20 protein-coding genes and 1 tRNA gene are annotated in these 24081 nt (G+C 32.7%); 11 read left to right on the top strand and 10 right to left on the bottom strand.

The features are described 5' to 3' along the window. Positions 1–87 precede the first annotated feature (87 nt). The 5 genes from AB3G39_RS00610 to AB3G39_RS00590 form a co-directional block, all read right to left on the bottom strand. Entirely contained in the window at positions 88–312 is a 225-nt protein-coding gene (locus AB3G39_RS00610) for a DUF6814 family protein (RefSeq protein WP_367756817.1), read from the bottom strand. A gap of 10 nt (positions 313–322) precedes the next feature. Continuing rightward, on the bottom strand, positions 323–1861 hold the full coding sequence (locus AB3G39_RS00605) for an MFS transporter (protein WP_367773255.1): 1539 nt from the start codon (positions 1859–1861) through the stop codon (positions 323–325). A gap of 27 nt (positions 1862–1888) precedes the next feature. Next, positions 1889–3127, bottom strand: coding sequence for a hypothetical protein (locus AB3G39_RS00600; RefSeq protein ID WP_369769635.1), 1239 nt, complete (start codon positions 3125–3127; stop codon positions 1889–1891). A gap of 105 nt (positions 3128–3232) precedes the next feature. Beyond that, positions 3233–3535: a helix-turn-helix domain-containing protein gene (locus AB3G39_RS00595; RefSeq protein ID WP_367756822.1), complete on the bottom strand. Its 303-nt coding sequence runs from the start codon at positions 3533–3535 to the stop codon at positions 3233–3235. Between the two features lie 405 nt (positions 3536–3940). Continuing rightward, positions 3941–4013 (bottom strand) — tRNA-Phe (locus tag AB3G39_RS00590). A gap of 99 nt (positions 4014–4112) precedes the next feature. Between AB3G39_RS00590 and AB3G39_RS00585 the strand changes: the two genes are divergently transcribed. The 6 genes from AB3G39_RS00585 to AB3G39_RS00560 all read left to right on the top strand — a co-directional run bounded on the left by AB3G39_RS00585 (position 4113) and on the right by AB3G39_RS00560 (position 10381). After that, the gene (locus AB3G39_RS00585) at positions 4113–4847 is read left to right on the top strand and encodes a type III pantothenate kinase (RefSeq protein ID WP_367773260.1); all 735 of its coding nucleotides are present in this window, start codon (positions 4113–4115) and stop codon (positions 4845–4847) included. Beyond that, positions 4840–6090 carry a hypothetical protein gene (locus tag AB3G39_RS00580; protein ID WP_367756826.1) on the top strand — a complete coding sequence of 417 codons (1251 nt, stop codon included), beginning with the start codon at positions 4840–4842 and terminating at the stop codon, positions 6088–6090. Before AB3G39_RS00585 ends, AB3G39_RS00580 begins: the two co-directional genes overlap by 8 nt. A 53-nt stretch (positions 6091–6143) precedes the next feature. Next, a complete protein-coding gene (gene lptC, locus AB3G39_RS00575) occupies positions 6144–6698 on the top strand; it encodes an LPS export ABC transporter periplasmic protein LptC (protein ID WP_367773262.1) in 555 nt (184 codons plus the stop codon). Between the two features lie 18 nt (positions 6699–6716). Further along, positions 6717–6911 (top strand): hypothetical protein, encoded by a 195-nt coding sequence (locus AB3G39_RS00570; protein WP_367756830.1) that lies wholly within the window; start codon positions 6717–6719, stop codon positions 6909–6911. Between the two features lie 3 nt (positions 6912–6914). Beyond that, entirely contained in the window at positions 6915–8174 is a 1260-nt protein-coding gene (locus AB3G39_RS00565; RefSeq protein ID WP_367756832.1) for a hemolysin family protein, read from the top strand. Positions 8175–8281: 107 nt separating this feature from the next. Beyond that, positions 8282–10381: a peptidylprolyl isomerase gene (locus AB3G39_RS00560; protein WP_369769634.1), complete on the top strand. Its 2100-nt coding sequence runs from the start codon at positions 8282–8284 to the stop codon at positions 10379–10381. Positions 10382–10480: 99 nt separating this feature from the next. Here the strand turns inward: AB3G39_RS00560 and AB3G39_RS00555 are convergent, their stop codons facing one another. Together AB3G39_RS00555 and AB3G39_RS00550 are read right to left on the bottom strand one after the other, a co-directional pair. Then, positions 10481–11398 carry a GYDIA family GHMP kinase gene (locus tag AB3G39_RS00555; protein WP_369769633.1) on the bottom strand — a complete coding sequence of 306 codons (918 nt, stop codon included), beginning with the start codon at positions 11396–11398 and terminating at the stop codon, positions 10481–10483. Between the two features lie 113 nt (positions 11399–11511). After that, positions 11512–12828, bottom strand: coding sequence for a hydroxymethylglutaryl-CoA reductase, degradative (locus AB3G39_RS00550; protein WP_367773268.1), 1317 nt, complete (start codon positions 12826–12828; stop codon positions 11512–11514). 181 nt (positions 12829–13009) lie between these two features. Between AB3G39_RS00550 and AB3G39_RS00545 the strand changes: the two genes are divergently transcribed. From AB3G39_RS00545 to AB3G39_RS00525, 5 genes are read left to right on the top strand one after another with little or no spacing between them, the layout of a single operon-like run. Beyond that, a complete protein-coding gene (locus AB3G39_RS00545; RefSeq protein WP_369765770.1) occupies positions 13010–15178 on the top strand; it encodes a S9 family peptidase in 2169 nt (722 codons plus the stop codon). A 7-nt stretch (positions 15179–15185) separates the two neighbouring features. Next, complete coding sequence (locus AB3G39_RS00540; protein WP_367756842.1) at positions 15186–16673, top strand: peptide MFS transporter; 1488 nt, start codon at positions 15186–15188, stop codon at positions 16671–16673. A gap of 26 nt (positions 16674–16699) precedes the next feature. Further along, the gene (locus tag AB3G39_RS00535) at positions 16700–18214 is read left to right on the top strand and encodes a peptide MFS transporter (protein ID WP_367756844.1); all 1515 of its coding nucleotides are present in this window, start codon (positions 16700–16702) and stop codon (positions 18212–18214) included. A gap of 34 nt (positions 18215–18248) precedes the next feature. Further along, entirely contained in the window at positions 18249–19790 is a 1542-nt protein-coding gene (locus AB3G39_RS00530; protein WP_367773274.1) for a peptide MFS transporter, read from the top strand. Positions 19791–19842: 52 nt separating this feature from the next. Next, positions 19843–20304 (top strand): thioredoxin family protein, encoded by a 462-nt coding sequence (locus AB3G39_RS00525; RefSeq protein ID WP_367773276.1) that lies wholly within the window; start codon positions 19843–19845, stop codon positions 20302–20304. A 2-nt stretch (positions 20305–20306) separates the two neighbouring features. On the opposite strand, the gene AB3G39_RS00520 is transcribed toward AB3G39_RS00525, so the two are convergent. From AB3G39_RS00520 to lpxB, 3 genes are read right to left on the bottom strand one after another with little or no spacing between them, the layout of a single operon-like run. Beyond that, complete coding sequence (locus AB3G39_RS00520) at positions 20307–22328, bottom strand: ComEC/Rec2 family competence protein (protein WP_367773279.1); 2022 nt, start codon at positions 22326–22328, stop codon at positions 20307–20309. 44 nt (positions 22329–22372) lie between these two features. Beyond that, positions 22373–22882 carry a C40 family peptidase gene (locus AB3G39_RS00515; RefSeq protein ID WP_369765767.1) on the bottom strand — a complete coding sequence of 170 codons (510 nt, stop codon included), beginning with the start codon at positions 22880–22882 and terminating at the stop codon, positions 22373–22375. A gap of 22 nt (positions 22883–22904) precedes the next feature. Further along, on the bottom strand, positions 22905–24023 hold the full coding sequence (gene lpxB, locus AB3G39_RS00510; protein WP_369769632.1) for a lipid-A-disaccharide synthase: 1119 nt from the start codon (positions 24021–24023) through the stop codon (positions 22905–22907). Positions 24024–24081: the final 58 nt, after the last annotated feature.

The raw sequence follows: 24081 nt of genomic DNA, 5'->3' as shown, positions 1-24081 counted from the left end.
ATGAATCAAGGGATTTTAATGGAAATTAAAATAAGCAATCTCTACATGTAAATGTAGAGACTGCGTATTAAAAAAATGGTTTGGTTGTTATTTTTTTTCGTCGTAGTCACCCATTAAAGCATAATAGCCAAATGTGCCTAACCCTAAAACTATTAATGGTGTAAGTATGAAAAGGATAATAATTCCAAATACTAAATCGTCTTGTTTACCTGACATAAATTTGGGCAACCCAAAAGTGAAGATGCAAAAATAAGCAGCGGCTAATGCTAAGGCAATCCAAACTAATCCTAAAACTCTTTTTATTTGATTCATAGCTTTTTTTTTAAATGTGAGTGTTTTTTGTGTCTTTGTTTTTAATGTAAACCATACCTACTACAAAGCATACAGAGGCAATGATAATTGGATACCAAAGTCCTTCTAAATAAAACTCAGCATCGCCAGCGTTTTTGCCGTTAATAACTAAGTAAGTGGATATAGCCGGAAGTAATCCTCCAAAAATTCCATTTCCTACATGATATGGTAATGACATAGAGGTATATCTAATTTTTGCAGGGAACATTTCTACTAAGAATGCAGCAATTGGTCCATAAACCATGGTGACAAATATAACCTGTACAAATATTAAGAATATCAATACCCACTTGTCATCCCAATTGATGTTGATTGTTGTTTTTGTCTCTATCTTAGGTTTTCCATCAATTATCATTGCTTTACCGTTCTCTAAAGATACGGTTTTTATTTCCAGCAAAGTGGTGCCATCAGAATACTCTTTATTAGTTGTATAAATAGAATCCATGGTTTGTTTTTTGTTCTCTTTCAGTTCAGAAACTATTTTTGTGCTAGCAACTAATTCTGTTTTATTTTTCACATTTGTTGTTTCAAACATTTGTTTATAAATAGGTCTGTATAGTAAAATAGCCAAAAGCATTCCTCCCATCATAATGTATTTTCGGCCTATTTTATCACTTAGCCAACCAAATACAATAAAAAATGGAGTTCCTAATATCAATGCAATTCCTAATAAAGTATCTACTTGAGAAGAGTCGATTGACATTACCGTTTTCATGAAACTCATGGCGTAGAATTGTCCGGTGTACCAAATAACCCCTTGACCCATAGTAGCTCCAAATAAAGCTAATAAAACAAATTTTAAATTGTAACGATTTCCAAAACTTTCTTTTAATGGATTTGTACTTGTTTTTCCTTCTGATTTTGCTTTTGCAAAAACGGGAGACTCATCCATGTTTTTTCTAATTAGATAAGAAACCCCTACCATGATTATAGAAACCCAGAATGGAACTCTCCATCCCCATTCGTCAAATTGTTCAGGAGTAAGGACGTTTCTTGTAGCTAAAATCACCATTAAAGAAATAAATAAACCAACTGTTGCTGTGGTTTGAATCCATGAAGTCCAATACCCTCTTTGGCCTACAGGTGCATGTTCGGCTACATATGTCGCAGCTCCACCATATTCTCCACCAAGTGCAAGACCTTGAAGCATTCTTAATATTAAGACTAAAACTGGTGCCATGAATCCTATTGTTTCATAACTAGGGATACAACCTATAAGAAATGTTGCTCCACCCATTAGTAATAAAGTAACCATGAAAGTGTATTTTCTTCCAATTAAATCCCCTAATCTTCCAAAGAAAAGTGCTCCAAATGGGCGCACTACAAAACCAACTGCAAATGTTGCTAATGTTGCTAAGAAGGCTGCGGTTGGGTTATCGGCTGGGAAAAATTTAGTTGAAATGACAACGGCTAAACTTCCAAAAATATAGAAGTCATACCATTCTATCATTGTTCCCATTGAGGATGCGGAAATTACTTTCCAAATTCCTTTTGTTGATTTAGTACTCATAAATTATTGGTTTTTTTGGTTTGTTAATTATAGATAAATCATTGCTTGAAGCGTGATTGTGTTTACAGCTTTGTCTGTTGCGTATTTTAAAGATTGGTATTCTAGTGTTAATTTAGAATTATGGCCACTAAAAAAAGCATTAGCACCAATGCCTATTTGAGTAGCATTATCATTTAAAGCGTCAATTTGTCTTTCGTCAATTGATAAATAAGGCTGAAAACGTGTTTTTGATTTTCCTGGAAGCACATATCCTAGGTGTGCGTGAATCATTGATCCCGTTTCGTAAGTTGTACCAAGTCTATAATTTTTTCCGTAATCTGTATTTTGATATAAAGCGTAAGCGGTAACTGCAGCGCCATTTTTTCCAACAGGTACATCGTAAAATGCGTCTAAGCCAAAAATAGTTACATTTTCACCACTTAGATTTCCGCTAAGGTCTGCAATCACAGATCCATTTGGATGAGAAAAGAATCCTGCTCCAATGTTGAATACTTTTTTAGTCCCTAGATAAGTTCCTACTTTGTATGGTAAAAAGTTACTCTCTGAATCTAAAAATCCGTATTCAAAATAACCTGCATAAGTTCTTCCTGCTTCTTTGGATCCAAGTAATCGAGCACCGGTATAAGTTGCTGCACCTCCATTTGTAGGTACTGTTGTTGCTTGTAAGTTATTTGTTGCGGCGCCATTTACTGCAACGCGATATTGAAATTTACCTAATCCCCCTTTTGCAAATATCCCTATATGTCTAGCAAACTGGTCGGATAGCCCTAGGGTAGCCCATGCTTGACGCTGATTATCTAAGGTCATTATGTTTAAAGTACTTTGGTTGTTTAATCGAGAAATTCCATTCCAGTAATGCAAACCTGCTCCAATCGCATTGTTTTTGCCAAGGCTATATTGCGTCCAAACATCATGTAAGAATAGCTGAGAGCTTTCTCCTTTTCCAGTAGGAGTTATGTTAGAAGCGTTAAGACTGTTTAGGCCAAAATGTGTTACGATTAAAAAATCTTTGTTTATTTGTGCATACATTAAAACACGAGCTCTTCTTACGCTGAAATCTAAATCAGCTTGTTTATTCCCGTTTCCGTCCAATGGGCGGTCAGAATTGTATTGTCCCCATATTTGTGCCCAAGAGATTATCCTAAGGTACTTTGAGCCCTCTTCGTTTAAGTTGAATTTCATTCCGGCTCCGTAATCGGGAGATCCTTGCGAATATCCTTTTAAACTGATTAACAGTATAACTGTAATCAAATATATTTTTTTCATAATTAATTAGGTTTGGTTGGTAAGGTGGTTGGTTATAACGGTGCCAAATTCTAATTTTTTGTTAATAAAAAAAATTATGATATATATACTTGTTAAGTACTATAGTTAATCTTTAAAACGTTCCCACTTGATAAGCATAAATTTGTCTCCTAACTCGGTTATTATCATACCGGCTCCAGATAATAATTCCTTTTTTTTAATGTATTCTACTAGTTCTAAATGATTAAATATCTTATAAGTAGGATGGTAATTAGCATGGGATGGTTTTTTAATGTTAAAACTTTTTACCCAATTACTTACAGTTACATGTGAAACCCCAATAATACGCTCGATTTCTCTATAACTCAGTCCTTCTAAATACAATTGTAATGCCTTTGTAACATAATAATCATCTATCTTTTTGCCCATTTTAGCTACAGTGAAAAAGTAATTGCATTTTTTGCATAAATACCTTTGTTTACTGTTGATTACGCCACTTTTTATAATTTGATTGCCTTGACATTTTGGACAGGTTAAAATCTCCATGTATATAAATTTTGCATAAATATATTAAATTAGCAAGTATTATTTTCTGAATTTATCATTAATAATAAAAAATAAATGCGAACCTTTCATTTTTGTCAGCAAATAGAAGGATTATTAGCAAAAAAAAGGAATTTATTAGAGTGTGGGTTAATTATGGAATTAGTTTAGGTCAGATAAATAAATGGAGGCTTGTAGATATTTAAGACGCTTTTTGCAAGAAGTAAAAAGAGGAAGGGTATTTAAATAGATTTAAAAACAAAAAACCCAAACATTGCTGTTTGGGTTTTGTGGTACCTCCAGGGATCGAACCAGGGACACATGGATTTTCAGTCCATTGCTCTACCATCTGAGCTAAGGTACCGTGCTTATTGCGGGTGCAAATATAGAATGATTTTTAGTATATCCAAAACATTTTTTTAAAAAAATCAATTCGTACCTTCGCCAAACAAAGATTTAAATTATGATTTTAACCATTGACGTAGGGAATACGAGAATAAAAGGTGCTGTTTTTGAGGGTAATACTGCTTTGGAGTATTTTGTTTTTGATGCTATTGAACTTGAAAAAAGTATTAAAAATATTTTAAATACTTATAAAAAAGTGACCCATTTAGTGGTTGCGTCTGTTGGAAATGTTAAAAAAGAGGCTTTTTTGATATTTGAAAAACAGATTTGCATCCATTTTGTTTCTCATACGGATTCTTTTCCTTTTGTCAATGCATACGAAACGCCTCAAACGTTGGGAATTGATAGGATGGTGCTTGCTTCGGGAGCGACTTTGCAGTTTTCTAAGCAAAATCGGTTGGTTATCGACGCAGGAACTTGTGTAACTTATGATTTTATTGATCAGGATGATAATTATAGAGGTGGTGCAATAACGCCAGGATTGCGATTGCGATATGAAGCCTTACATAATTATACTTCCAAATTACCGTTGCTAGAATTGGAAAGGCCTAAAGATTTTATTGGAAACTCAACTTCTCAGTCGATTCATTCAGGGGTAGTAAACGGACTGGTCTATGAGATTGACGGTTTTATCGATGAATATAAAGGACTAAGTCTAAATTTTATAATAATTTTAACGGGTGGAGACACAGAATTTTTGGCTAAACGATTAAAAAATACCATATTTGCCAATTCAAATTTTCTTTTAGAAAGTTTGAATCAAACATTTCAATATAAAATCAAAAATGATTAAAAAAATTATAATAAGCGCTTGTTTGCTTTTATCACTAGTTTCCTTTGCTCAAGAAGGTACTTCATCGCCTTATTCTTTTTATGGAATTGGAGATGTAAGATTTAGAGGGACGGCAGAAAGTCGTTCTATGGGTGGCGTATCGGTTGAACAAGACAGTATTCATATCAATTTAGAGAATCCTGCTAGTTTTGCTAATTTAAAGCTGACTACTTTTGCTCTTGGCGGGACTTATGCAACAAATAAATTAAAATCGGATTCAAAATCTGAAAGTGCAAAACGTACTACGTTGGATTATTTAGCCGTTGGATTGCCTTTAGGCAAAGTAGGTGTTGGATTTGGTTTAATTCCTTATTCATCTGTTGGTTATAAAATAGAGTCGCTTTCAGCAGATGTTAATGCTAATAATAGAAGATATAGCGGTACTGGGGGATTAAATAAAGCTTTTTTAGGGGTTGGATATAAAGTGACTTCTGGTTTTAGTTTGGGAGCAGATGTAAATTATAATTTTGGTAAAATTTCTACAAGTAGCTTAGAATTTATCACAGGTGTTCCAGTTGGAACTCGTGAACTGAATACAGCTGATTTGTCTGGAGTGAATTTTAATATTGGTGCGATGTATCAAACTAATTTAACAAAAAAACTTACTTTGTTTACTAGTTTGAATTATTCATTAGAAAGTTCACTGAATTCTAAAAACACGAGAAATATCTCTACGGTAATTTACAATTCAGGATTTGATGTGGCGGTTGTAGATGTTTTAGATCAGCAAAACAGTAAAGTCACAATGAAGTTCCCAAGTAAAATATCTTTAAGTGCAGGAATTGGAGAGTCAAAAAAATGGCTTATTGGAGGTAAAATAGCGTATCAAAAAAATCCAGGAGAGGCTAATGATTATAATGCTTCAAGTAATGTAGGGTATGGAAAATATGGAAGTGTAAGTTTAGGAGGGTATTTTATTCCAAACTACAATTCATTTTCTAGTTATCCAAAAAGAATAGTGTATAGAGGAGGTATTAGATACGAAAAAACAGGTCTAGTTGTTAATGGTGAATCTATAAATGATATGGGAGTAACGGCAGGACTTGGTTTTCCAATAACAGGAGTTTTCTCTAATGTAAACCTTGGGGTTGAACTAGGTAAAAAGGGGACTACTACTGCAGGTTTAGTTCAAGAAAATTATTTGAAATTTAGTTTAGGTTTTTCATTGAATGACAAATGGTTTGTTAAGTCTAAATTTAATTAATTACTACAAGCACACCTTTTTTATAAACTCAGCTAACTTGTTACGTTTATTAAATGACTTTACTAAAAAAATATAGCATGTTTCCAGTAGTCACAGTTTTAGCTGTGACTCTGTTTTTTGGTTGTGAAAGTAATTTTAAAGAAGTTCAAAAAATAAATTTTACTGAATTCACTCCAAGTAGCGATGCTGACAATGTGAATTTAAAATATACAGATTCAGGTCTTATAAAATTGATTTTAATAAGTCCTAAAATGTTAGATTTTGGAAGTGTTAATTTTCCTTTTACTGAATTTCCAAAAGGGGTGGATGTTACTTTATTTGATAACAAAGCTAAAAAAACCCGGATAACATCTAAGTATGCGGTTTCATATAGTCTCACGGGTATAATTGATTTGCAAGGAAAAGTTAAGATTGCTTCTCAAGAAGGGCAAACGTTAGAGACGGAGCAATTGTACTACGATCAGAAAAACGAGTGGTTTTTTACTGAAAAAAAGTTTAAATTTACAGATGTTAAAGGGTCTTCTAATGGACAAGGAATTGACTTTAGTAAAGATTTTAAAGTTATAAACTCACAAAGAATTACCGGCGAATTCGATTCAGCCGAATAAATTTCAAATTATAATATTATGGGTTACTTAAAATACACGCCTTACATTTATCTTATTTTTGCATTGTACTTTATGTATGAAGGGATTGTAAAGTGGAATGATACTGAAACTGGACCTTGGTTAAGTTTTATGATAGCCGGACTGGCTATTTTTATGTTTTTCTTCAGGAGGAAATTCGCAAAAAAATTGGGAGACCGTAATAATAAATTATAATCCATGGAAATTAGTATTATAATAATATGCTTAATACTATGTGCCTTTTTTTCTGGGATGGAAATAGCATTCATTTCTTCCAATAAGATTTATCTGGAAATAGAAAAAAAGCAAAATAATTTCCTTTCAAAAATCCTTACTAAACTTACTGAAAAACCTTCTAAGTTTATTGCTGCCATGCTTATTGGTAATAATATTGCATTAGTAGTGTATGGTTTTTTCATGGGGGATTTGTTAATGCGTTGGGTAGATTCTTTTAAATTTCATTTTTCAGATTTATCAAATTTATTTTTGCAAACCCTATTATCAACCTTAATTGTTTTGATAACGGCTGAATTTATGCCAAAGGTTTTCTTTCAGATTTATGCTAATGTGCTTATAAAATTCTTTGCAATACCTGCTTATTTTTTTTATCAGTTATTCTATTTCATTTCTACTTTTTTCATTTGGGTTTCTGATTTTATTCTAAAAAAATTCTTTAGAACTGATGGTGATCAAGTGCAGCTTTATTTTAGTAAAGTGGAGTTAGGGAACTACATCACGGAACAAATGAGTACGGTGGAGGATAATGATGAAGTCGATTCAGAGATTCAAATGTTTCAAAATGCATTGGAGTTTTCAGGTGTAAAAGCTAGAGATGTAATGAGTCCTAGAACGGAGATTGTTGCAATAGATTTGTTTGACTCTATAGAAGAGCTCAAAGAGTTGTTTATAGAAACAGGTTATTCTAAAATTGTGGTTTATGAGAATTCCCTCGATGAAATTGTGGGTTATGTTCATTCATTTGATTTATTCAAAAAACCTAAAAGTATCAAATCAGTAGTCATTTCAGTCGAATTTGTTCCAGAGACAATATATATAAAGGATGTCATGAATTTGCTTACTAAAAAAAGAAAAAGTGTTGCTGTTGTGCTAGATGAATATGGAGGGACATCAGGTATTATCACGATAGAAGATATTGTGGAAGAACTTTTTGGTGAAATTGAAGATGAGCACGATTCGGATGAGGAATTAATCGAAAAAGAACTTGGAGATGATAGCTACCTTTTTTCAGCACGATTTGATGTAGAGTATTTAAACCAAACTTACAAATTGAACATTCCTGAAAGTGATTCTTATGGAACTTTAGGCGGTTTTATTGTTGATTTCACAAAAGAAATTCCTCTAAAAGGAGAGGTAATTACCATTGGAAACTATCATTTTGTGATAGAAGAAGCTACAAATAAGAAAATTGAATTGGTTAATATGACCGTAAAAGAGTGATTTGTTTTGTAAAAATATTTTTTTTGTAAAATAAAACGCTACTAGTATAATTATTAATTAGATAATTGTATTTTCGCAAACTGAATATAAAATTAACAACAATAAAAATGGCAGTTTTATCAAAAATTAGACAACGTTCCGCTTTAATGATTGCAGTTATCGCATTGGCTTTATTTGCATTTATCATAGGTGATTTATTTAAAAGTGGTAGTTTCAACAGTACATCAAAAGATGTAGGAAGTATCAATGGAAAAGATATTTCATTTGAAGATTTTAGAATTAAAGTAAGTAATGTTGAAAAAAGTGGTCAAGGTATCACTTCTACAGCAGCAGCTAATAAAGTATGGGATCAAGAAGTTTCTGTTGCTTTATTGACATCTGAATTTGATAAATTAGGATTAAGAGTAGGAGAAAAACACTTATTAGAAGTTTTAAAAGCAGATCCAAATATTGGTAAAAACCCAATGTTTTTAAATGCTGCAGGTATGTTTGATTTGGCTAAATTTAAAGAATATTTCAAATCAAATCCTTCTCAAGCACAATATTTAAAAGACAGAGAGAAAGATGCAGAACTGAATGCGAAGTATCAAATTTATAATACATTGATTAAATCAGCTATCTACACAACTGAAAGTGAAGGGAAATTGAGATATGAAATGGAAGCTAATAAAGTGAATTTTGCTTTTGTAGCTGGTTTATATTCAACTATCAAAGACAGTGATGTTAAAGTTACTGATGCTGATATTGTGGAATACATGAAGAAAAACGAGAAAAAATTTAAGGCTGATGAGTCTCGTGAAGTAGAATATGTTTTAATTGAAGATAAAGCTTCGAAAGAAGATGAGGCTGAAGTTAAGTCTAAAATCAATGCATTATTGTCAGGAAGTGTGGTTTATAACCAAGCTACTGGTAAAAACGATACATTATCAGGATTCAAATCGGCTAAAAACACTATTGAGTTTGTGAATTCAAATTCAGATGTTCCTTATGATTCTACTTATATTGCTAAAAAAGATTTGCCAGCTATTGATGCAGATCAATTGTATAACCTTGCTCCGGGAGAAGTATATGGTCCTTATGTTTTTGGAAAGTACTATTGTATTTCAAAATCAATGGGTAAAAAATTAGGTGTAAATGCAAAAGCGAGTCACATTTTAATTAGCTATGAAGGGACACAAGTTCCTAATCAAAAAGAGAAAAGAACGAAAGAAGAAGCAAAAGCGAAAGCAGAAGCAATCTTAGCACAAGTAAATGCTAATCCAGATAGTTTCTTGATGTTGGCTTTTACAAATTCTGATGATTCATCAGCACAACAAGGTGGTGATTTAGGATATTTTGGTCCAAACCAAATGGTAAAACCATTCAATGACTTTGTTTTCAATAATGGTATTGGTAAAGTAGGTTTGGTTGAAACTCCTTTTGGATTTCATATTATCAAAATTACAGATAAGCAAGACGGAATCCGTTTAGCGACTGTAGCTCAAAAAATTGAAGCGTCAGAAGCTACTTCTGATAAAGTATTTACACAAGCGACCAAATTTGAAATGGATGCTACTGATAAGGGGTTTACAAAAGTTGCTAAAGATATGGCTCTAACAGTTGCAGCTCCTGTTACTGTAAGCGTGATGGATGAAAATTTTGGACCTTTAGGAAATCAAAGAGCTATTGTAAGATGGGCTTTTGAAGATGGTACTAAAGTTGGTGCAGTAAAACGTTTTGAAGTACCTAATTTAGGTCATGTTATTGCAACGGTTAAAAATATTGACAATTCAGGATTAGTTCCAGTTATTCAAGCAAGATCTTATGTTGAGTCTATTCTTAAAAATAAGAAAAAAGCGGAGTTGATAAAAGCGAAGATGACAGGAAGTTCACTTGAAGCTATTGCAAAAGCAGCTGGTTCAACTGTTCAACAAGCTTCTGATGTTACATTGCAAAACCCAGTTTTAACTGGTGGAGTTGGTCAAGAGCCTAAGGTTGTTGGTACTGCATTTGCTTTAGCAGCAAATAAATTATCGGCTCCTATAGAAGGAAATACAGGAGTTTATGTTGTGAAAAATATAAGTACTGTTAAAGCGCCAGTTTTAAAAGATCATGCTACGTATGTTGCACAAATGAAAGCACAATCTGCAGGAGATGTAAACAGAGTTTTACCTGCTTTGAAAGATAATGCTGAAATTAAAGACAATAGAAAGCAATTCAATTACTAATAAATAGTTAGTTATTATTTCATAAAAAAAACTCGATACTAAGTATCGAGTTTTTTTATGCATTGAATTAAAGAGTTTTTATTTTGATATAATTAATAGTTATTTCAATATCATTTCGTCGTAAGTAAGGATCGTATTGAATCCTTTAGAATTAAAATACGTTTTTGGGTTCACCTCTGAAACAACCATTACAAAATCTCCGCCCCAAGCTCCTAGGCTTTTTACTTGTCCGTTGAAATCAGAAAATAAGCTTTCCTTTACAGTACTTGTTTCTAAAACATAACTCATTTCAGCTTCATGTTTTTCTAATGCGTGTCCAAAAGAGGTAACTGCTTTAGCTTGTAAAACTTCAGTTGTTAGTTTATTAATCGTAATTATACTTTTTTCTATATCCACCGTTTTGTTATTTTGATAATTGGCAATAGCCGTTTTGCTATTTTGTTTTTTATTGAGATAAATAAAATAAATGGTATCCGTAAAATCAGGTCGGAATTTTATATTTTCAACTTTAGGTTTTCCTTTTTGTAGCTGATATGTAATAGGACTGTCATTTTGTGCGCAGGCGATGTCGTAGCCACTACCTCCAAAACTTGTTTTAAGCAGTTCAAAAGCGTCAATTTGTAGCCATTGGGCAATGTTGTTAATAAGAGTAGAAGAGGTTCCTAATCCCCATTTTTTTGGAAAACTCAGTTCAGTAGTAATTTGATACCCTTTAGATGTATTTATAAATGCAGGTTGCATTTTATATGCTTCATTTAGTATGGTAATTAAAGTACTTTTTACAGATGGTGTTGCAGCAATTATAGGATTTATAATTTCCGAAAAAGGAATGGTGTCTTGAAACCAGATTGTTCCATCTTCGTTGTAGCTTTTCCAGGAAAATTCTTGATTTTCTCCTTCTTCAACATTTAGATTCTGGCCAAATTTTGTAGGTAATGCAAATGCTTTTGCACCATCTAAAACAAGGTATTCTCCCGTTATCAATAATTTTCCGTTGCTGTAAAATGTTTTCTTCATTTATGCTGAATTTAGTTCAGTGTTTTTTTATAGCCCCGATAGCAGCGATATCCTTTACTTGATTTTTTTAATCAATTAAAGATTAAGCGTATAGCGGGAATAGCTCCTGAAAATTATTTTCGTAATGTTTCTATATAATCAACCACTGCGCTGTGTGAAATGGCGTGGTGTTTAAAATGCTTTCTAATAGTGATTCGTTCATTTTCATTAGCATCAAATTGATTTAAAATATTATTTAAATGCATTTTCATATGACCATCTTGTATGCCTGTTGTAGTCAAGGAGCGCAAGGCGGCAAAGTTTTGTGCCAATCCAGCAACGGCTACAAACTGCATTAGTTCTTGTGCTGAAGGGTTTTCCAGCATTTCTAATGATAGTTTGACTAATGGATGAAGTGAAGTTAGTCCGCCTACAGTTCCTAATGCAAGTGGGACTTCTAGCCAAAAAGTAAAAATACCGTTCTCCACTTTAGCATGAGATAAACTGGAATATTGACCAGATTTTGCTGCATAAGCATGTATTCCCGCTTCCACAGCTCTAAAATCGTTTCCTGTTGCCAGTACAACGGCATCAATTCCGTTCATGATTCCTTTATTATGGGTAACAGCACGATAGGGTTCTACTTCGGCAATTTGAACCGCTTGTACAAATCGTTCTGCAAAAGCTTGAGGGTTTTCTATATGTTTTTCTTCTAGATCTTCAATTGGGCATGAAACTTCGGCACGAACGATACAGTTGGGTACGTAGTTAGAAAGGATACTCATGATCACCTGAATGTCTTTCTCTGTTTCTGTAAACAATTCGTAGGTTATAGCTTCTTCTTTTAAGGTTTTAGCAAATTGCTCTAAACAAGAATTGATGAAGTTGGCTCCCATACTGTCTTTTGTGTCAAAAGTCGCGTGAAGTTGAAAGTAATTATCAAGTAAATTAGTTTTGTCATTTAGTTGAATGTCAAGAATTCCACCACCTCTTTTTTGCATGTTTTTGGTGATGGTTTCGGTATCTGAGAAAAATTTAGATTTCACTTGCGCAAAAAACAAGGTTAATTTAGATTCGTCTCCTTTATAGATAAAGTGAACTTGTCCATTCTTTTCATTATTAATAATAGTTGCTTTGAAGCCGCCACGAGTGGACCAAAATTTAGCTGATTTTGATGCTGCAGCAACTACCGAACTTTCTTCAATTGCCATTGGGATGGTGCTGTATTTTCCGTTGATTAAGAAATTAGGGGCAACTCCAAGTGGGATATAAAAATTGGTTATGGTGTTTTCTATGAATTCATCATGTAATTTCTGTATTTTTTCATCCGTATTCCAATAATTTTTCAGCAATTCGATTGCTTCTGACGGAGTTGAAAAGTATTCTTTGGCAATCCAGTTTATTTTTTCTTGTTTGGATAATTTAGAAAATCCTGCAACGGCGTTATTCATTCTCAATAGATTATAATATAATTAGCTACAAAGATACGTTTTTAGCCCTTTTGTTACTCATTAAATTATCTGCATTAAAGTTGTGTTTTGGACTTTATTTTTAACATTTAACATATCATATGTGAGATAATTGTAAAATTTTCACTAAAATTGGACTCTTTTTTACATATAAAGCAATAGTATGAAATCTAAACAATTTTCGATCTTATTTTTATTTTTGTGTTTCACTGTTTTTGGACAACAAAAAATAAATGTTACTGAAATTTATAACGGAACTTTTCGTGCCAAAGGAATGGACGAATTGCAATCTATGAAAAATTCAAATCAATATACCGTTTTGAATTTGGATCACGCAAACAGAAGCATGCAAATTGATTTGTATGATTTTGCTAGCTTGAAAAAAACAGCAACTTTAATTGATACTAAAGATCACGCAGATTTGCCAATGATCGACAGTTATACTTTTGATGCTTCGGAAAAAATGATTTTGTTAGCCTGTAACACGAATCAAATTTTTCGTCATTCTTTTACAGCGGATTATTATTTATATAATACGACTAACAAAGAATTGACTAAGTTGTTTGATTTTCAAATTCAAGAGCCATCATTCTCTCCTGATGGTAATAAAATAGCTTATGCAAAAGACAACAATCTTTTTGTCTATGAATTGGCAACAAAGAAAACGACTCAAATTACTACCGATGGTAAGAAAAACGCCATTATAAATGGAATTACGGACTGGGTTTATGAGGAAGAATTTGCTTTTGTAAAAGCATTTGACTGGAGTAAAGACAGTAAAAAACTAGCTTATATCCGTTTTGATGAAAGTGAAGTTCCTGAATTCTCGATGTCCATCTTTGGAAAAGAGTTGTATCCTACTATTGAAACGTTCAAATATCCAAAACCAGGTGAAAAAAATTCAGTAGTGTCGTTACATGTATATGATGCTACTTTAAATGCAACTAAAGAAATCAATCTAGGAAAATACAATGATTTTTATATTGCTCGCATGCAATGGACAAATGATGCTAATGTATTATCGGCTCAGGTTTTAAATCGTCACCAAGATAATTTAGATTTATTATTTGTTGATGGAACAACGGGAACGACTAAAGTGGTTTTGAATGAAAAAGACAAAGCATACGTTGATGTTACTGATAATCTAACTTTCTTGAAAGATAATAGCTTTATTTGGACTAGTGAAAAAGATGGCTTCAACCATATTTATGTTTATGATAAAAATGGAAAGTTGAAAAACCAAGTGACCAAAGGGAATTGGGAAGTAACGTCCTATTACGGTTTTGATGAAAAAACAAGTACCCTTTTTTATCAATCTACAGAGAATGGTTCAATCAATAGATCAGTGTACAGTATTGCATTGAGTGGAAAAAATAAAAAAGTTTTATCTAATGAAGTTGGGACAAATGACGCGACACTAAGTCCGAATTTTCAATATTATATCAATACATTTTCTAGTACAACGCAACCTACTAGATATACGCTAAATGACGCCAAGTCAGGAAAACAATTGCAGGTTATTGAAGATAATGCAGCATTGGCTTCAAGCCTGAAAAAATATGATGTACCTACCAAAGAGTTTTTTGTTTTAAAAACAGCTAAGGGGCATGAGCTAAATTCTTGGATAATGAAACCAAAAGATTTTGATGCTACTAAAAAATATCCTGTTTTTATGTATCAATATTCAGGTCCAGGATCTCAACAAGTAGCAAATCAATGGAATAGTGCTAATGATTATTGGTTTATGATGTTGACACAGCAAGGGTACATTGTTGCTTGTGTAGACGGTAGAGGAACTGGTTTTAAAGGAGCCGATTTTAAAAAAGTAACTCAATTGCAATTAGGGAAATATGAAGTAGAAGATCAAATTGATGCTGCTCAAGTAATAGGGAATTACAATTATGTAGATAAATCTAGAATTGGAATATTTGGATGGTCTTATGGTGGATTTATGGCTTCTAACTGTCTTTTTAAAGGAAATGATACTTTTAAAATGGCAATTGCAGTTGCTCCAGTAACAAACTGGAGATTCTATGATAGTATCTACACCGAAAGATATTTGCAAACACCACAAGAAAATGCAAATGGATACGATGATAATTCACCAATTAATTATGTGGATAGACTAAAAGGGAAGTTTCTTTTAATTCACGGAAGCGGAGATGATAATGTACACGTTCAAAATTCTATGCAAATGATGGAAGCTTTAATTCAAGCCAACAAACAATTTGATTCACAAATTTATCCAGATAAAAACCACGGGATTTACGGTGGAATGACTAGAATACAGTTATTCAATAAAATGACTAATTTTATCAAAGAAAATCTATAATCTGTAAATGAATACGATAAGTCCAACTTTAGAAGAGATTCAAAACTTTGAAGGCAAGTACCCAAAACAATTGTGGTATTTGTTTATGGTAGAGATGTGGGAACGGTTTTGTTTTTATGGAATGCGGGGAGTTTTGACCTTCTTTATGGTCGATCAACTTTTCTTAAAAGACGATGCTGCCAATTTACAATATGGAGCCATTCAGGCTTTTGTATATGCGTTTACTTTTATTGGGGGTATTTTTGCCGATAAAATTTTAGGATTTAGAAAGTCTTTGTTCTTTGGAGGTATTATTATGATTTTAGGGAATTTACTAATTGCTTATTCTCCTCAAGAATTGTTTTATTATGGGATCGCTTTTTCGATAATTGGCACTGGTTTTTTTAAACCAAATATTTCTTCCATGGTGGGAGAGTTGTATCACGAGAGTGATCATCGTAGAGATGCTGGTTATGGAATGTTCTATGCGGGTATTAATATAGGAGGTCTTTTAGGAGGTGCATTATGTATTTATTTAGGTAAATATTATTCTTGGAGACTGTGTTTTTTATCTGCTGCGGTAGTAATGATTCTGGGTCTTTTTACCTTTTTATTTACTAAAAAACATCTTGGTCCCATTGGAAATTCTCCTTTATTACTTTTGGATGCATCCAAAAGGAAAATGCAAGAAATTGCTGTATATATTGGTTCGTTAGTATGCATACCCTTCATATTTATAATGGTAAAAAACACGGATTATACAGACTACTTTATGTATACCATTGGTGTTATTGCTCTTTTATACTTTGCTTTTGAAGTTATTAATTTAAAGCAAATTACCCTACAAAAAAAGCTTTTAGCTGCTTTCCTATTTGTGTTTTTCTATTTTTTGTTTAATGCAATTTTTGAACAAAGTGGCGGTTCTCTTTCTCTTTTTGCAAAAGATAATCTTAATGACAGCTTGTTATTCTTTAAGATTGACCCAAATGTGGTTAATAATAGTTCGAATTCATTATTTGTAATTATATTTAGCCCTTTAGTAGGGCTGTTATGGTTGTGGTTAGCCAAAAAGAAAATAGAACCTAATACGGTAATTAAGTTTGGAATCGGGTTTTTGTTTCTAGGATTGTCATTCTATATCTTTTATTACACTCGCTTTTTTGCTGATGTAAACGGGATCACATCATTGAACGTATTTACATTTGCTTACTTAATCACAACATTAGGAGAACTATGCTTAGGACCGATAGGAATGTCAATAATTACAAAACTTTCTCCTAAACGACTTTTTGGAATGATGATGGGATTGTGGTTTTTGGCTAGTGCTTTTGGGCAGTTTGCAGCGGGTAAATTAGGTGCGGAAATGTCTAGAGGAAATAATGGAGCAACTTTAGTAACAAAGCTTCAGTCCTATACCGAAGGATATTATGAATTGGCCATATATTCTATTATAGCAGGAGTCATCTTAATTTTCTCGGCTCCAATTATTAAAAAATTAATGCAAGAAGTTAAATAAAAAAAATAGTAATCTAAAAATAAATTATGTCAAACACCACTACAGTAGATCATTCTAAATCGACCTTATTCGGACATCCAATTGGGTTGTTTATATTGTTTTTCACCGAAATGTGGGAGCGTTTTTCCTATTATGGAATGAGAGCTTTGCTGGTTTTGTATATGACAACAGAAACATTGGGAGATGCAAGAGGACCAGGTTTAGGATGGACTAGTCAAGAAGCGTTGGCTTTATACGGTTGGTACACAATGTTAGTCTATGTGATGTCTATTCCAGGAGGAATGATTGCTGATAAATTATTGGGACAAAAGAAAGCCGTTTTATTAGGTGCAGTAATCCTTTGTATAGGACATGGTGTTTTGGTACTAACAGATACATGGGCTTTTTATACAGGGTTAGGTTTGGTGATCTTAGGAGTTGGGTTGTTAAAACCTAATATATCTACTATGGTAGGTGGGTTATATGCTCAAGGAGATATAAGAAGAGATAAAGGATTTAGTATTTTCTATATTGGGATTAATACAGGTTCACTACTAGCTACTATGGTAATTGGATTTGTTGTTGCTCAATGGGGATGGCATGCTGGTTTTGGATTAGCAGGAATTGCGATGGTATTGGGATTAGTTGTTTACTTATGGGGTCAAAAATACTTAACGCATGTGGGAAATCTTGAGGTTCAAGAGACTGCTGTAGTTGACGAAAGTTCATATGGTTTACTTTTTAAAAATTTATTGAAATCAAAAACACAATTGTTTATTACAGGAATTCTTACTGTAGTTTCTGTTTTTGGATGGTATAGTTTAGGTTGGGGGTTTGGATTGTTGTTTGTTTTTTTAACAGTAATCGCTGCTTTAATGATGATGATTTACAAAGAATTAGATTCGCAAAAAGATAAAGATCGTTTTTTAGTTTTACTTCTTTCTTTTATTATGGTGATTATTTTCTGGGGTGCTTATGAGCAAGCTGGAGGATTAATGAACTTATATGCTGATTCAAAAACAGATAGAATGCTTTTAGGAATGCAGGTTCCTACGGTTATGTTCCAAAGTTTAAATGCAGGGTTTATCATTATATTTGCAGCAATTGTAGCATCTTATTGGGCTAAACGTAAATTAAAAGGAAAAGAAGCTTCTTCAATTTTCAAAATGGCAATTGGTATTGTAATCATGGGATTTGGATTTTTATTCATGGTTTTTGCTACCATGGAATTTGAAAAAGTAGGTTCGTCAAGTATGTTATGGTTGGTTATGGCTTATTTATTTCATACCATCGGGGAATTATGTATTTCTCCAGTGGCTTTATCATTTATAACCAAACTATCGCCTGTTAAATATGCTTCATTAATGATGGGTGTCTATTTTGCAGCGACTGGGCTAGGAAATAAAGTGGCTGGTATCATTGGTGAATCAGCAAGTGAATTAGGAGAATACGCTGTGTTTTTAGGAATCTTAGTTTTTACTATTATAATTGGTGCGTTGTTTTTAATGTTATTAAAACCATTAAAACGATTAACTCATGGGGCAGAGGATAACGAAAAATAATTTATAATTTAAACACCTAAATAAAACGAACACCATGAGTCAAAATACTAAAGATGAGTTTTTCGAAAATAATGTTTTAGGACATCCGGCAGGGCTGTTTGTGTTATTTTTTACTGAAATGTGGGAGCGTTTTTCTTATTATGGAATGCGTGCTTTATTGGTTTTGTTTTTAACTACATCTCTTATTAAAGGAGGATGGGCTTGGAGTGTTGAAGATGCTTTGGGTTTATACGGTACCTATACAATGTCTGTTTATTTTACGCCTGTTATTGGAGGTTTTTTAGCTGATAAATATTTAGGGTATAGATGGGCAGTTATTTTAGGTGCGTTGGCAATGACTTTGGGTCATGCTTCTATGGCAGTCGAGACACCTTTATTTTTATATATTGGTATTGGATGTCTAATTATAGGTAATGGTTTATTTAAACCAAATATGACTTCTATAATCTCAAATGCTTATGATGGGCACGAAGAAAAAAAAGATGGTGCTTTCTCTTTATATTATATGGGAGTTAATGCTGGTGCTTTTTTAGGAATCATGCTTTGTGGTTATATAGGAGAAAAAATATCTTGGAGTTGGGGATTTGGTTTAGCGGGTATATTTATGTTTTTCGGAATGTTGCAATTCTATTTTACCCAAAATATTTTTGGCGATATTGGTTTAAAACCAACAGCTGCTTCTAAACAAGAATCAAAAGATAAAGCAGCGAAAGAGAATACAACACCAAAAGTCATTCGAGACAGAATTATTGCTGTAATCATTTTTTCTATTTTTACTGTTTTCTTTTGGGCAGCATTTGAACAAGCTGGAGGGTCAATGACCATTTTTGCTGAAAAATTTACCCAAAGAGAATTATTTGGAAGCAATGCTTCCATTTTTAAAATTGCGGATACCTTATTGACGATTATACCGTTATTGATTATAACTTATGTATTGATTAAATTGTTTTCTAAAACGTTTAAGAAATACTCTACGGGAAATCTTATACTTTCTTTAAGTTTTGTAATCATTTGGGGAATCGTACTTTGGAAAGTAATGAGAGAATATAATTCGCCAGAAACAGAAGTGCCAGCCACTTGGTTCGGAATTTTAAACTCCTTATTTATTGTTGTTTTTGCCCCTATTTTTTCTAAATGGTGGGAAAGTAAATACAATCTTTCTGGACCGATGAAATTTGGTTTAGGACTTACTTTACTAGGGTTAGGATTCGGTTTTTTAGCATATGGAAGTATGGGTATTGATACTGATTCTGTTGTTAGGGTAAGTATGTTTTGGTTAATAGCAGCGTATTTGTTTCATACATTAGGTGAATTATGTATTTCTCCTGTAGGATTGTCTTATGTTAGTAAGTTGGTTCCTGCAAGTTGGATTGGAATTATGTTTGGAGTTTACTACTTGTTTATTGGTATGGGAAATAAATTAGCAGGTTCCATGGGAGGTATGATTGAAACCATTACAGCGCAATATAGCTTAACTACTTTTTTCCTTATTTTTACAATTGTTCCTGTAGGAGCAGGGTTATTGATGGTGCTATTGTCTCCATTAATGAAAAAATTAATGCACGGAGTAAAGTAGGCGACATTTTGTGGTATTATTTTTGCTTAAATTTGTAGAAAATAAATCAGTTATGAAAAATATATATTTAATTGCAGTATTCTTTATAGGAATTGTTGCTACACAAGCACAAGATTTGAAATGGCATACAGATGTTAAAGAAGCTATTGCTATTGGAAATAAAGAACACAAACCTTTACTATTGTTTTTTACGGGTAGTGATTGGTGTGGATGGTGTATCCGTTTGCAAAAAGAAGTTTTGTTAACTCCTGAATTTGCAAAATGGGCCAAAGAAAACGTTGTTTTAGTTGAATTAGATTATCCAAGAAGAACACCTCAGACTCCCGAAATAAAGAAACAAAATAATGATTTACAACAAGCTTTTGCTATTCAAGGATTTCCTACTATTCATTTTGCTAACGGTATTGACAAAGATGGTAAAGTGAACTTTGAAGGTTTAGGAAGTACTGGATATGTTCCTGGAGGCCCTACTGCTTGGCTTGCAGTAGCAGATGGAATCATTAAAAAAAAATAAGTTCAATTTAGTTTAAAAAATCCCTTTTCGGCAGTAGCGTGGAAAGGGATTTTTTGCTTTAAGCAACTTTCTTTCCAGTTATTTTGAATTTTTTTATAGTTTGATCCATCTGCCACTATAATTTTTGGTTTTAGAATGGCTAACATTCGATCTATATTGATTTTTGGTGATTGAATAAGAATAACTATATCAGGTCTTATGTCTTTTGGGTACAATCCTAAACTGTCTAGTATTAGAATTTTATTTCTGTGAAAATAAGCTAGGTTTTTTAGCTTTTCATTGTTTTTTACATCACTAAAGTTACCTACTAAGTAAGACTTAAGTATAGTGTTGTTTTTGGGTTTTATTTTAGTGTCATTTGTAAATAGTGTTGCCTTTTCTCCATGGCGTTCTACAATTATTGTTTTTCTTTTTTGGTTAAAAACAATCCATTCGTTTTGATTTTGAACGTCCCATTTTGTTTTTATATATGAAACTTGAAAAGCAATGATTGAAATTAGTACAAGGATTAATTTGTTGAAATTTGGTTTTTTGAACCAAATAATACTTGCAATTATTAGAAGGTAAGAACTTAATAAGAAATAAAAATTAAGTGGAATGTCATGAATTACAAATTCTTCAAATGAAGCGATGGTGGTGATTATTTTATTTAAATAATAGATACTCCATTCTAATGGTTTTACTAATAATAAAGGAACATAATCAAAAGCAGCCAATATCATGACCAAAACCCCTACTACCATGATGAAACTCAATAAGGGCATAATTATTAGATTTGTTATAAAAAATAAGCCAGGAAATTGATGAAAGTAATAGATGCTCAAAGGCAAGGTTCCAATTTGTGCAGCAAATGAAACGGTAAGTGCTCCCCAAATATATTTATGTAACTTTTGCTTTGGCAACCATAAGGAGGCTAATAGGGGTTGAAACCAGATAATAAAAAACAACGCGACATAACTCAGTTGAAAACCGACATCAAATAAAAAGGAAGGTTGAAAAAGAAGTATCAGTAATATAGAAACTAGTAAAGTATGATAGATATTAACGGATCTTCTTAAATGATATCCAATGGCTACAAAGGAAAACATGGTTACAGATCGTACAATCGATGGGGACAAACCTGCAATTAGGGCAAAAATCCATAAGCATGTTATGATAATTACTAATTTTAATAAAGCACCTTTTTTTGTATTTGGAATTGGTTTAAGGATAAAAGTTAGGAATAGCAAAATAAAACCAACATGAAGTCCTGATACCGACAAAATATGGATTGCGCCTGCATATTGGTATTCTTGTATAATTTGGGGTGAGATGTCTTGTCTCTGCCCCATTATTAAGGCAATAGCTACACTGAGTTCTTTTTTGTGGAAATTATTTTTTTCTAAATTGTGAATTATGCTATTTCTCAATTTGGATATGTAGTACCAAATGTCTTTTTTAAAAACAGAGCCAATAGTTATGGCTTCGGTATCAGCATAAAGTTGGGCATAAATCTGTTTTTGCTCTAAATAGTTACCGTAATCAAACTGATTGGGATTGTCAGGATTTTTGTTTCGAATTAAAACGCCTTTAATTTGAAGGCAAGATCCCGTTTCAAATGTGTGGTTCAAACTGTCTTTAGGTAGGTTTACTATTATTTTACCCGAGTTTTTTTCGGAGCCTATTTGATTTATTATTGCAATGTAACGGTCGTTAAAATTGGTTTTTTTTAATTGCTCTCGGATGATAAGTGTTATCAGTTGTGGCTTTTCAAAAGCAGAAACGTTATGAATATAATTGTTTTTTTGATACGAATCGGTATGGACTGTCTGAGTAATTGTTCCTAAGCATACTACGAATAAGTAAGTGCATATTCCGAAATAAATCGTTCTTTTATGAGTGAAGTAGCTAACAATAAAAAGGGAAAAGGAAAGAAAGAGCAATCCAAGAAGATAATTTATATCTGGTTTGGCATAAAATGCAACTAGTATTCCTAGAATAAATCCAAAAGTAATTCGGGCCAAAGGGAATTGCAGTACTTTCATAGTTCTAAAGTACAGCTTTTTAACAAGAAATAAATTATTTTTTTTTATTCTAAAATTCGATTGATCTGAGCAAATGTTTTTTGGTAGTAAGGTTGTTTTGTTGAAGAGATAATTACTCCTTTGGAAGTAGAGGCATGAACAAATTTCACTTCGTCATCAGTCACTTCTGTAATGATTCCCACATGATTAATTTGGGATCTGTTGTTGGTTCTAAAAAATATTAAATCTCCTTTATGTGCTTTGTCAGTGTTTTTTCCTAAATCGGTTCCTGTTTTAGATTGCTCAAAAGAAGTTCGAGGGAGTGTAATATTATAGTGTTCAAAAGTAGCAAACACTAATCCAGAACAATCAAAACCAGATCTGGTTGTTCCTGCAGTTTTGTATTTCACACCAATATTATCTGTTGCTGATTCTACTATATTGTCAATAAGTTGGTTCATTTTTCTAGTCGACAAACTGTTGTTGTCTTTGCCTTTCGTTGTTACAATTTTCGAAGAAGTTTTACATGAAGTAAATAAAACAATCAGGAGAAGAAAGCAGAGTACTTGTTTCAAAATTAGTTTTTTAAGGTTAAGTTTATAAAATGGCTTTTAAATCCTTAATGATTAACCCAGCGGTTTTTTCACTAGCTCCAATTCCACCTAATTTTTTTTCTAACGAGTCATATTTTTCCAAAAGTTGTTTTCGGTAATTGTTTTCTAGAATTTTTGTCAATTCTTTTTTAATATTTTTAGTTGTAAAGTTTTCTTGAATCAATTCAGTTACCACTTCTTCATCCATTATTAGGTTGACTAGCGAAATGTATTTTAGTGTAATAATGCGCTTAGCAATCTGGTATGAAGTCCAACTTCCTTTGTAGCATACTACTTCGGGAACTTTAAATAACGCAGTTTCTAGTGTTGCTGTTCCTGAAGTGACTAATGCTGCTGTGGCATTCTTCAATAAATCATAGGTTTTATTCGAGATGAATTTTATGTTTTCATTCTGTATGAATTGCTTGTAAAAAGAATAATCTTGACTGGGTGCGCCTGCAATTACAAATTGGTAATCTGGAAAATCATCAACAATGCTTAACATTCCCGAAAGCATTTTAGTAATTTCTTGTTTACGGCTACCTGGCAGTAATGCTATTATTGGTTTTTCACTCAATTGATTCTCCCTTTTAAAAACTGCAGAGTCTATAGCTGGGTGATTATGAATGGCGTCAATTAATGGATGTCCCACATAAGTGACTTTATAATTGTATTTTTCGTAGAATGGTTTTACAAAAGGCAATACCACATACATATGATCAATTGTTTTTTTTATGGTTTCGACTCTGCCTGGTCTAGATGCCCAAACTTGCGGACTTATATAGTAAAAGGTGTTGTATCCTGCTGGTTTTGCCCACTTTGCAATTCGGAGATTAAATCCTGAATTGTCAATAAATATTAAAGCATCTGGTTTGTAATCTTGAATATCTTGTTTACAAAGCTTAATGAATTCTAAGATAGAAGAGAGGTTTTTTATAATCTCTGCAAAGCCCATAAAAGAACGTTCTTTGTAATGAGAAACTAATTCGGCTCCGGCTTGTTGCATTAAATCACCACCCCAACATCTTATTTGAGCGCTAGTATCTTGTTTGAATAGTTCTTTTATCAAATTCGATCCATGCAAATCTCCTGATGCTTCTCCGGCTAGAATGTAGTATTTCATTTTTATGATTTGAGTTTAATAAAAACTTCAGTATTCAAAATTAGGTATAGAATAGGGA

The sequence above is a fragment of the Flavobacterium sp. WC2416 genome (genome assembly GCF_041200095.1).
In the GTDB taxonomy this organism is placed as follows: domain Bacteria; phylum Bacteroidota; class Bacteroidia; order Flavobacteriales; family Flavobacteriaceae; genus Flavobacterium.
This window is presented reverse-complemented; position numbering and strand designations above follow the sequence as displayed.

What these genes read in the sequence shown, in the direction of transcription:
- AB3G39_RS00610 (WP_367756817.1), bottom strand. Translation starts at nt 312, where the DNA reads ATGAATCAAATAAAAAGAGTTTTAGGATTAGTTTGGATTGCCTTAGCA.
- AB3G39_RS00605 (WP_367773255.1), bottom strand. Translation starts at nt 1,861, where the DNA reads ATGAGTACTAAATCAACAAAAGGAATTTGGAAAGTAATTTCCGCATCC.
- AB3G39_RS00600 (WP_369769635.1), bottom strand. Translation starts at nt 3,127, where the DNA reads ATGAAAAAAATATATTTGATTACAGTTATACTGTTAATCAGTTTAAAA.
- AB3G39_RS00595 (WP_367756822.1), bottom strand. Translation starts at nt 3,535, where the DNA reads ATGGGCAAAAAGATAGATGATTATTATGTTACAAAGGCATTACAATTG.
- AB3G39_RS00585 (WP_367773260.1), top strand. Translation starts at nt 4,113, where the DNA reads ATGATTTTAACCATTGACGTAGGGAATACGAGAATAAAAGGTGCTGTT.
- AB3G39_RS00580 (WP_367756826.1), top strand. Translation starts at nt 4,840, where the DNA reads ATGATTAAAAAAATTATAATAAGCGCTTGTTTGCTTTTATCACTAGTT.
- lptC (WP_367773262.1), top strand. Translation starts at nt 6,144, where the DNA reads ATGACTTTACTAAAAAAATATAGCATGTTTCCAGTAGTCACAGTTTTA.
- AB3G39_RS00570 (WP_367756830.1), top strand. Translation starts at nt 6,717, where the DNA reads ATGGGTTACTTAAAATACACGCCTTACATTTATCTTATTTTTGCATTG.
- AB3G39_RS00565 (WP_367756832.1), top strand. Translation starts at nt 6,915, where the DNA reads ATGGAAATTAGTATTATAATAATATGCTTAATACTATGTGCCTTTTTT.
- AB3G39_RS00560 (WP_369769634.1), top strand. Translation starts at nt 8,282, where the DNA reads ATGGCAGTTTTATCAAAAATTAGACAACGTTCCGCTTTAATGATTGCA.
- AB3G39_RS00555 (WP_369769633.1), bottom strand. Translation starts at nt 11,398, where the DNA reads ATGAAGAAAACATTTTACAGCAACGGAAAATTATTGATAACGGGAGAA.
- AB3G39_RS00550 (WP_367773268.1), bottom strand. Translation starts at nt 12,828, where the DNA reads ATGAATAACGCCGTTGCAGGATTTTCTAAATTATCCAAACAAGAAAAA.
- AB3G39_RS00545 (WP_369765770.1), top strand. Translation starts at nt 13,010, where the DNA reads ATGAAATCTAAACAATTTTCGATCTTATTTTTATTTTTGTGTTTCACT.
- AB3G39_RS00540 (WP_367756842.1), top strand. Translation starts at nt 15,186, where the DNA reads ATGAATACGATAAGTCCAACTTTAGAAGAGATTCAAAACTTTGAAGGC.
- AB3G39_RS00535 (WP_367756844.1), top strand. Translation starts at nt 16,700, where the DNA reads ATGTCAAACACCACTACAGTAGATCATTCTAAATCGACCTTATTCGGA.
- AB3G39_RS00530 (WP_367773274.1), top strand. Translation starts at nt 18,249, where the DNA reads ATGAGTCAAAATACTAAAGATGAGTTTTTCGAAAATAATGTTTTAGGA.
- AB3G39_RS00525 (WP_367773276.1), top strand. Translation starts at nt 19,843, where the DNA reads ATGAAAAATATATATTTAATTGCAGTATTCTTTATAGGAATTGTTGCT.
- AB3G39_RS00520 (WP_367773279.1), bottom strand. Translation starts at nt 22,328, where the DNA reads ATGAAAGTACTGCAATTCCCTTTGGCCCGAATTACTTTTGGATTTATT.
- lpxB (WP_369769632.1), bottom strand. Translation starts at nt 24,023, where the DNA reads ATGAAATACTACATTCTAGCCGGAGAAGCATCAGGAGATTTGCATGGA.